General features: G+C 69.7%; 9 protein-coding genes. 3 read left to right on the top strand and 6 right to left on the bottom strand.

Annotated elements, in window-relative coordinates; genetic code table 11:
- Positions 1-107: 107 nt before the first annotated feature.
- A complete protein-coding gene (locus tag ABZ260_RS40270) occupies positions 108-560 on the bottom strand; it encodes a gamma-glutamylcyclotransferase family protein (protein ID WP_355628142.1) in 453 nt (150 codons plus the stop codon).
- A gap of 153 nt (positions 561-713) precedes the next feature.
- On the opposite strand from ABZ260_RS40270, the gene ABZ260_RS40265 reads away from it, so the two are divergent.
- Complete coding sequence (locus ABZ260_RS40265) at positions 714-2,108, top strand: NAD(P)H-quinone dehydrogenase (protein ID WP_355555466.1); 1,395 nt, start codon at positions 714-716, stop codon at positions 2,106-2,108.
- Positions 2,109-2,306: 198 nt separating this feature from the next.
- Positions 2,307-2,633 carry a hypothetical protein gene (locus ABZ260_RS40260; RefSeq protein WP_355628140.1) on the top strand — a complete coding sequence of 109 codons (327 nt, stop codon included), beginning with the start codon at positions 2,307-2,309 and terminating at the stop codon, positions 2,631-2,633.
- A 200-nt stretch (positions 2,634-2,833) separates the two neighbouring features.
- Here the strand turns inward: ABZ260_RS40260 and ABZ260_RS40255 are convergent, their stop codons facing one another.
- The 3 genes from ABZ260_RS40255 to ABZ260_RS40245 all read right to left on the bottom strand — a co-directional run bounded on the left by ABZ260_RS40255 (position 2,834) and on the right by ABZ260_RS40245 (position 5,354).
- On the bottom strand, positions 2,834-3,199 hold the full coding sequence (locus ABZ260_RS40255; protein ID WP_350911705.1) for an RNHCP domain-containing protein: 366 nt from the start codon (positions 3,197-3,199) through the stop codon (positions 2,834-2,836).
- A 413-nt stretch (positions 3,200-3,612) separates the two neighbouring features.
- Positions 3,613-4,809 (bottom strand): pentapeptide repeat-containing protein, encoded by a 1,197-nt coding sequence (locus ABZ260_RS40250; protein ID WP_355628136.1) that lies wholly within the window; start codon positions 4,807-4,809, stop codon positions 3,613-3,615.
- 146 nt (positions 4,810-4,955) lie between these two features.
- A complete protein-coding gene (locus tag ABZ260_RS40245) occupies positions 4,956-5,354 on the bottom strand; it encodes a VOC family protein (RefSeq protein ID WP_355628134.1) in 399 nt (132 codons plus the stop codon).
- Positions 5,355-5,647: 293 nt separating this feature from the next.
- On the opposite strand from ABZ260_RS40245, the gene ABZ260_RS40240 reads away from it, so the two are divergent.
- Positions 5,648-6,235 (top strand): histidine phosphatase family protein, encoded by a 588-nt coding sequence (locus ABZ260_RS40240; protein ID WP_355628131.1) that lies wholly within the window; start codon positions 5,648-5,650, stop codon positions 6,233-6,235.
- A gap of 225 nt (positions 6,236-6,460) precedes the next feature.
- Here ABZ260_RS40240 and ABZ260_RS40235 read toward each other — a convergent pair whose 3' ends face one another.
- The gene (locus ABZ260_RS40235) at positions 6,461-7,552 is read right to left on the bottom strand and encodes a hypothetical protein (protein ID WP_355628128.1); all 1,092 of its coding nucleotides are present in this window, start codon (positions 7,550-7,552) and stop codon (positions 6,461-6,463) included.
- Positions 7,549-8,043: a SigE family RNA polymerase sigma factor gene (locus tag ABZ260_RS40230; RefSeq protein ID WP_355628125.1), complete on the bottom strand. Its 495-nt coding sequence runs from the start codon at positions 8,041-8,043 to the stop codon at positions 7,549-7,551. Before ABZ260_RS40230 ends, ABZ260_RS40235 begins: the two co-directional genes overlap by 4 nt.
- Between the last annotated feature and the right edge of the window lie 454 nt (positions 8,044-8,497).

Below are 8,497 nucleotides of genomic sequence, written 5' to 3'. Positions count from 1 at the left end.
CGGCCAGGTCGTTGCTGAAACCGTTACGGACGACGACGCGCAGCACCGCCAGGTCCGTGCGGTTCTTCGGAAAGGTGCTCGCCACGGCAAGATCCGCAGGACAGGGCCTAGCCCCCCAGGGAGGTGCAGGGGCGGCCGCGCATCTCCTTGACGTAGTCGTCGGGGGCGCCGGCGAGCTCGGCCGCCTCGGCCAGGATGCCGAGGTAGCGGGCCGAGGGCAGCCCGCCCTCGTAGCCGTCGAGCACATAGAACCAGGCCACGACCTCGCCCTCCATGGTCTGCACCCGGAGTTTGACCTTGTGATAGAGGCCGCGCGCCGCGCCCTCCCACTGGTCGAGGGAGCTCTCGTCCCACTCGGGCACGTCATAGAGGACCACGAAGACCTGCTCTGCGGCGTCCTCGACGATGGAGGCGAGGGCGCCCTCCCAGCCGAGATCGTTCCCGCCGAAGGTCAGACGCCAGCCCTGGAGCCAGCCCGTCCCCCTGATCGGGGAGTGCGGGGCCCGCTGGGCCATCTGCTTCGGGTCCATGTTGCTGCCGTAGGCGGCGTAGACAGGCACGTTGGCCAACACTAATCGAAGATCCGCGAGACGCTCACCCAGCCTCGAAGCCACGCCGATGTCTCGTGGAATTACGACGGTTTTGGGGGACTTTCGTGCTTTGAGAGGGATGCCGAGCGATGGCCGGTCGCGCCATGCGGGAGAATGGGGTACGTGACGAGGATAGTGATCATTGGTGGCGGACCTGGTGGATACGAGGCCGCGCTGGTCGCCGCCCAGTTAGGGGCCCAGGTCACCGTCGTCGAACAGGACGGCCCCGGCGGAGCCTGCGTGCTCACCGACTGCGTGCCCTCCAAGACGCTGATCGCCACCTCCGTACGCAAGCAGGCGCTTCTCGACGCCAGCATGCTCGGCGTGCACTTCACCGGCGGCCCCGACGGCGACGTCGGCGGCGTCATCGCCGACATGCCGCTGGTCAACAGGCGCGTCAAGGAGCTCGCCAAGGCGCAGTCCGCCGACATCGCCGCGCGACTGGCCGCCGAGGGTGTCGAGGTGATCAAGGCGCCGGGACGGCTGGTCGACCCGCAGGTGGTCAGGGCCGGAGACCGGACGATCCGCGCCGACGTCGTCATCGTGGCGACCGGCGCCACCCCGCGCATCCTGACCGGCGCCGAGCCCGACGGCGAGCGCATCCTCACCTGGCGGCAGCTGTACGACCTGGAGGAGCTGCCCGAGCACCTCATCGTGGTCGGCTCCGGCGTCACCGGCGCCGAGTTCGCGGGCGCCTACCGCTCGCTGGGCTCGGAGGTCACGCTCGTCTCCTCCCGCGACCGGATGATGCCCAACGAGGACGCCGACGCCGCCGAGGTCCTCGAAGAGGTCTACCGCCGCCGCGGCATGAACGTCATGGGCCGCTCCCGCGCGGAGTCCGTCAAGCGCACCGCGGACGGCGTGGTCGTCACGCTGGAGGACGGCAGGACCGCCGAGGGCAGCCACTGCCTCATGACCGTCGGCATGGTCCCCAACACCGCCGGGATCGGTCTTGAGGAGGCCGGGGTGACCCTCGACCGGGGCGGTTTCATCCAGGTCGACAAGGTCTCCCGCACCTCCGCCCCCGGTGTCTACGCGGCCGGAGACTGCACCGGGGTCCTGATGCTCGCCTCGGTCGCCGCCATGCAGGGCCGGATCGCCGTCTGGCACGCCCTCGGCGAGGCCGTGCAGCCGCTCCGCCTGGCCACCGTGGCCTCCGCCATCTTCACCGACCCCGAGATCGCCGCGGTGGGCGTCGCCGAGCGGGCGATCGAGGCCGGCGAGATCGAGGCCAACATCGTCAAGCTGCCGCTGGCCACCAACGCCCGCGCCAAGATGCAGGGTTTCAACGACGGCTTCGTGAAGCTGTTCTGCCGCCCGCACACCGGCATCGTCCTCGGCGGCGTGGTGGTCGCCCCCCGCGCCTCGGAGCTGATCCTGGCGGTCTCGGTGGCCGTGCAGCAGCGCCTGACCGTCGACCAGGTCGCCCACACCTTCGCGGTCTACCCCTCCCTGTCCGGCTCCGTCACCGAGGCCGCCCGCCGCCTCATGCAGCCCATGACCCCCAGCGGCATCTGACCGGCCGCCACCCGGCTCATCTGGCCTTCCCCGTCCTCGGAGCCGGCCGTCACGGGCGGGACGGCGTACGGGTACCCCCGCTCTCGTGCCGTGACCGGAACCCCTTGCCGGGATCATGGGCCGTGTCATGGTCGGCGATTCTCACGTGGGAGGCGCGGATGGCATGCTGGGAAACCTGCGATCACGAGGAGATCAGCGATGACCCACCCTCTCGGCACGTCGCCCGCGCCTCCGCGCACCCCGCTCAGCGCGGAGGAGAGGGCCCGGAGCGAGGCGAACTTCGCCTCCCTCGTCGCCCAGCAACTCGTCGCCAACGGACGGTTCAGGGTGAGCGCCGACACGCCGGAGATGGTGGAGCTGTTCCAGGCGGTCGCCCGCCGGGTGGGCGAGACGCTCGGGCGGCCTGTGGTCAGCTACGCCAACGGCAGGTACATGGTGATCACCTTCGGCCAGGAGGAGGCCCTGACCTCACCGGCCGAGGCGCCCGCTCAGCACAGGGGTGACCGCCGGGCGTCGTCCATGTAGCGACTCCCGAGCCGGTGCTCGGTTCCGGCCGCGTTTCCCAACGCCCCCGGCCCCCCTCGTTCGAGGCGGAGGGGGAAGGTGGCCTCACCTCGCGGACGAGGGGGAGAGGCCCCGCGTGCCGGCCGTGCGCGACCGGTTCGGCATCGCGGCGATGTCGCTCCACCGGCACGTTCCCGGCCGCGATGCCGCGCCGGCTGAGTTCAGAGCCGGGCGAACCAGTCGAGCGGGAACGGCGGCCGGGCCAGGGGCGCCACCGCGATCCGCATGAGGGCGAGCGGGTTGTCGTCACCCGCGATGCGGTTGGTGTCGAGTGTTCCGCAGCCCGTGCAGTGGTGGACGAGGGCCCACTCGCCGTGGTGGCGGACGTGGACGGCTATCGGGGCCATCGACGATCCGCAGTCCGCCGCCCTGTCGCCTGGAGTGTTGTCCAGGTGCCTGCTCCACAGGCAGGTCGGGCAGTGGTTGCGGTGCGCCGTGCCCGGTGCGTCGGCGGGGACGTCGAGGCCGCAGTGGACGCAGCGGAAGGAACGGATGCGAGCGCGGTCGCGGGATGGGTTGCGGGACAAGGAGACTTCCTCAGGGATGATGATGGGCACAGGTCACCGGTGCCTTCGTCACGCCATGTCGTGGGCGTGCGACGGCGGCTTCGGTGCCCGCAGGCATCAAAATCCCCCCTTTCGAAAACTCGTCGCGACGATGCGAGTGAAGCGGAGGACGGGAGAGATATCAACAGGTTTTCCTCTTGCTGCGAATCGCCCCGAAGCCGCGTTCTGCCTCGAAGCCGCGTTCGCCGGGAGTGACCCCGCGCCTCCCTGCCATTCTGGCCGCTTCAGTGACATCCCAGATCAAGAACCCAGCACCGGCCCTTCGGAGGCGATGAGGGGCGCGACCACCTGCGAGGTGACCGCCACGCGCACCAGGCGATGATCTGCTGCCCGAACCCGCACGCTCCCGGCTGTCGCCGTCCTGCCGGACGGCGTCAGCGGACGCGGGAGCGGAGGCGGTTCAGGGCCGCTCTGCCGTCCTGGACGGCGCGGGCCACGAAGTGCAGTTCCTCCTCGCGGCGGGCGATCGACAGGGCCTGCTTGGCGGCCTCGTAGGCGTCGAGGGCGTGCCGCCAGTCGTGGTCGGCGGTCATGCCGCCACGCCCGCTGATCTGGAACTCGTAGTCGAGCTGGTCGATCTCCTCGCCCAGCCGGGTGATGTCGTCCTCGGCGCCGCGCCGCACCACGGCGAACCGCGCGGCGCGCCGGGTCCGTTGCTGGGCGCTGACGCCCCAGGCCACCACGGTCAGTGCCAGGCCCACCGCGCTGAGCACGACCATGACGAGCCCCACGGACGGACCGGCGCTTCGCGCGGGTTCCGCCTGCGGGGTGTCCGCCTTCTCCGCGTCCTCGGTCTGGAAGGTGGGCAGCGAGGTCGGCAGCAGGATGGTCAGGCCCGTGGGGGTGCCTTTGGCGCCGGTGAGGTCGACGTCGTCGGCCTGGATGAAGGACGCCCCCTGGACCAGCGCGCCGGTGAAGTCGGCGCCCTTGAGCTCGGCCTGGGTGAACTCGGCCTCGCTCACGTCGGCGTACTTGAACGTCGCGTTGCGCAGGTTCGACTGGCTCAGCTTGGCCTCACGGAGCTTGGCCCTGGTGAAGTCGGCCTTGCGGGCCTTGAGCTGGCCGGGGGTGCTCTCGTCGAGGTCGGCGTCGATCAGCTTGGCGCTGGTGAAGTTGACCTGGGTCAGCTCGGCCCTGGTCAGCTTCGCCCCGGTCAGGTTCGCGTGCGGGAACTCCGCCTGTCCGGCCTCGGCGTCGACCAGGATCGCCTTGCGCAGGTCGGCGTAGTCGGCGTGCATCTGGCCCAGGTCGGCCTCGGTGAGGTTGGCGCCCCGCAGGTCGGCGTACTTCAGCGTGGCCTGGGTGAGGTTGGCCTGCCTGAGCGAGGCGCCGCGCAGGATCGCTCCGGTGAGGTCCTTCTGGATGAGCTCCACGTTGTTCAGCTTGGCCCCGGTCAGGTCGGCGCAGCGCAGGTCGGCGGGGAGCCGGGCGCCCCTGGTGAAGTCCTTGCCACGCAGGTTGGCGCCCTGGCCGGGCTTGCACGGCCCGGCCGCGGCCTGGGCGGGGGAGACGATCGTCCCCGACAGTGCGAAGATCGCGACAACGAGAGCCAGGGGGATGGAACGACGCACGGGGGAGCCTCCTTCAAAGCGGCCCCGATCGTGTCAGCAGATCATTGCATCACGCTAAACGACCACTTGCACCTTTACTACCAGATGTTCGCGGGCAGTCCCTCTACCGGGATCTTCTTTCGCCGAGTGACGGCCGGTGCCCGCGTTCAGGCCGGGCCGAGCAGGTCCCATCGGTTGCCGGCGATGTCCAGGAAGACGGCGATCCGCCCGTAGGGCTCGGTGCGCGGTACGGTCACGAACTCGACGCCGGCCGCCGTCATCCGCGCGTGGGCGGCGTCGAAGTCGTCCACCCGCAGGAAGAACCCCACCCGCCCGGCGAACTGCTCCCCGACGGCGGCGGCCTGGCGCTCGCCGTCCGCGCGGGCGAGCAGGATGCCGGTCTCACCACCCGGCGGCCGGACCACGACCCACCGCTTCGGGCGGCCGTCGTTGGTCAACGACGGCGAGTCCTCGACCAGCTCGAAGCCCAGGGCGTTGACGAAGAACTCGATGGCCCGGTCGTAGTCCTCCACGACGATCGCCACCAGATCGATCCGCATCTTCATGATCGCAAATCTTATGGCCCTCTCACGGCCGCCGATCTCCAGAACGGAGCCACCGTGCCAGGAGTCGATGTGGACGCGGCGGATCGCGGGCGACACCCTGGCGCTACTTCGAATGTTGTGACCATTTGGATTTTGTGAGTATCCTAACTTGGGTTGTCCAGGGAAGGGGCAGTGATGGTTCGGCTGACTTGGGGTGCGGTGTGCTCGAACTTTCCGAGCAGGCCCGCGCCGGGTGGCGGGGACGAGCGCCGGCTCTTGCCATGCGGTACGGATCTGAGGCCCGGGATCTGACAATGGCGACTCGGCACCTGTACGTGATGCGGCACGGCGCGGCGGACCCGTTCGGTGAGTTGACCGATGTCGGGCAGCGGCAGTCGGAACTGGTCGGGGAGCGCCTGGCCGGCCTGCCGGTCGATGCCGTGTGGCATTCGCCCCTTCCCCGGGCAGTGCGCTCCGCCCGGATCGTAGGTGAGCACCTGCCGGGCGTTGCCGTGCGGGAAGCGGCCGAGCTGATTGACCACGTGCCGCACGTGCCGGACGAGATGCCCCCCGCGTGGGCGGGGTTCTTCGACGGGTACGACGCCGCGGAAGCCGCCGCGGGCGCAGGCCTCGCGGATGCACTGATCGACAGGTTCGCGCGCCCCGCCGAAACCGAGACCCACGAGGTCCTGGTCACCCACGCCTATCCGGTGGCCTGGCTGGTGCGGCACGCCCTCGACGCGCCACCGGCGCGGTGGCTGGGGCTGAACTGCGGAAACACGGCGCTGACGGCGATCGAGTATCGCGACGGTGTAGCGCCGACAGTGCTGTTGTACAACGACATGGGTCACCTCCCGCCTGACCTGCGTTGGACGGGGTTCGGGCCCGGCGCGCGGCCATGACCCGCGACCTCTGGCTCCGGCCGCAGATATCGATCCTCACCGACGGTACCGGTGGCGGGCGCCCCCCCTCGGCGCGCAGGCCACTGTTCTTCCCGTGCAGTGCCGTCCGCAGCTGGGTGACGCGCTGTTCGGCACGGCGGTGGGTGGCTTGGGCGTCCTGGCGGCGAGGCCGCCCGTTGCGGCCGGCCTCGCCCTACACCTGGTGATGCGCGGATACGGCTGCGGTCAGCGGATGAGTCCCGGCACCACGAACGGGCCATCGTCACGCAGCGCGAACAGCTCCCTGCTCTCGCCCGTCCGCACGTCCACCGCGTACACCACCGACGTCGGCCCGTTCGGCTCCTGAGGTACGGCGAGCACGGTCAGTTCCGTGTCGTTCAGCCAGTTCCCGAGCCATGAAGGAGCGAGCCCTTCCGGAAGGCCGGATATCGGAATACGGGTCTCCCTGCCGCCACGAATCGCGTCGAAGATGACGATCGAGCCGTCCTGCCGCACCATCGGCTTTCGATTCCGATCGACGGTCTGCCCCAGCCGGACGAGCGTCCGCCCGTCGGGTGCGAGGGCGCTGTAGTAGTACGTGAAGTCCTGGATGGTGATCGGGTCGTGGCCGAGCACCCACACCCGGCTGGTCATGTCATGCGGCTTGGCCAGCACGACGGGTCCGGACCCGTCCGACACGCTCACCGGCCACCACCCCCGGGCGAGGGTGGTCACGGTCTTGCGCTCCACGTCCACCAGCTTGTTCGGCTCTCGACGCCCGCCCCACCCCGACACGACGAACCGTAGCCCACTGGGCGACAGCCGCAGCGTGTACTCGACCGCGAAGTCCTCCTCGGGCTGTTTCAGCGGTGCCTTCCACATCCTGCCGCTCGCCAGGTCGCGTACCACGATCCCGCGCTGCTTCGAGCTGTAGTACGCGATCCTGCGGCCGTCCGCCGTGACTGCCAGCGGCCCCGTCGCCGCCTCGGCCAGCTCGTAGGTGTCGCCTTCACGCGTCACGATCCGCCAGGCGCCCTCGGCGCACGGCCCGCCGTTGCTTCGGCACCTGGGCCGGTACGCCTGCTCGGCCGGTCCAATTCCCTTCCCCGGCAGTGGGAGCACTGTGGTCTCCGGAGGCGTGAGCAGGACTTGGGGTGCGGGGGGTACCTGCTGGAGCAGCGCGACGCCGCCACCGGAGATCACGCACAGCACGGCGGCCGTGGCCACGACCAGGCGGTTCACTCGCCTTCTGCGGGCGCCCTGAACCGCCCGAGCCGCCAGATCGACGGTGGGCGCCTGCTCGGCCAGCGTCCGCAGATCCTCACGCAGCGTTTTCATCGATACACCTCCTGAGGGGCGAGCGCGCGCAGTTTCGACAGCGCGTAGTTGGTCTGGCTCTTGACGGTGCCGATTGAGACGCCCATGAGCTGCGCGGTCTCGTGCTCGGTGCGATCCTCGTAGAAGCGCAGCACAATCACGGCCCGCTGCTTCGGCGTGAGCCGGGCCAGCGCGTGGTGCAGGGCGATGCGGCGCACGGTCGCCTCGTCATGCAACTGCCCGGACTCGGCCCGCTCGGGCAGTTCGGCTCCGGGCAGCTCGACCTGCTTGCGCCGGCGCCACGAGATGGTCTGGTTCACCAGGGCTTTGCGGGCGTACGCCTCGGGGTTACCGCCATCGGCGAGCTTGGCCCAGTGCGTGGCGACACGGATAAGGACCGTCTGCAGCAGATCCTCGGCGAGATGGGCGTTCCCGGTAAGCAGGTACGCCGTCCGCATCAGCGATTGCTGACGAGCGCGTACGAACTCATGGAACCCCTCGTAACGGTCCATGTATCAGAACAACTTTGCCGAAGGGTTCCAGGTTGGAACGTCAGCGTATCGGTCGGGTAACGCGGCGGCGGGACCAGGCATCGGTCAGGAGCTTGTACAGGCGTAAGGGAGCGCCACCCAGCTCGCCGAACTCTTCTGTCGTGACGCTCGCACCACGCGCCGCTACACACCGCCCACAGAAGCAACAGGGCAGCCACACTGGACTCTTGTCACCGATCACCAGCAGAGCGAAGAAGTCAGGGCACGGTTCGACCGGGTGAACCTGCGGTGTGGGACACGTCACGAACTTCGCAAAATGGTGTTCTCATTAGGTTTTGCGACATGACTGAGCCTGTCGATCCGGCTCTGCCGTGGCGTTCGTCCACCCCGACAGGTGGCTGACGCTCTTCGAACGGCTCCACTGAGGCGGGGCCCGGGGCCCGGCCCGCCCGGCCCGGGCCCGGCCCCCGCCCCC

Source organism: Streptosporangium sp. NPDC006013, assembly GCF_040614275.1.
GTDB lineage: Bacteria > Actinomycetota > Actinomycetes > Streptosporangiales > Streptosporangiaceae > Streptosporangium.
This window is presented reverse-complemented; position numbering and strand designations above follow the sequence as displayed.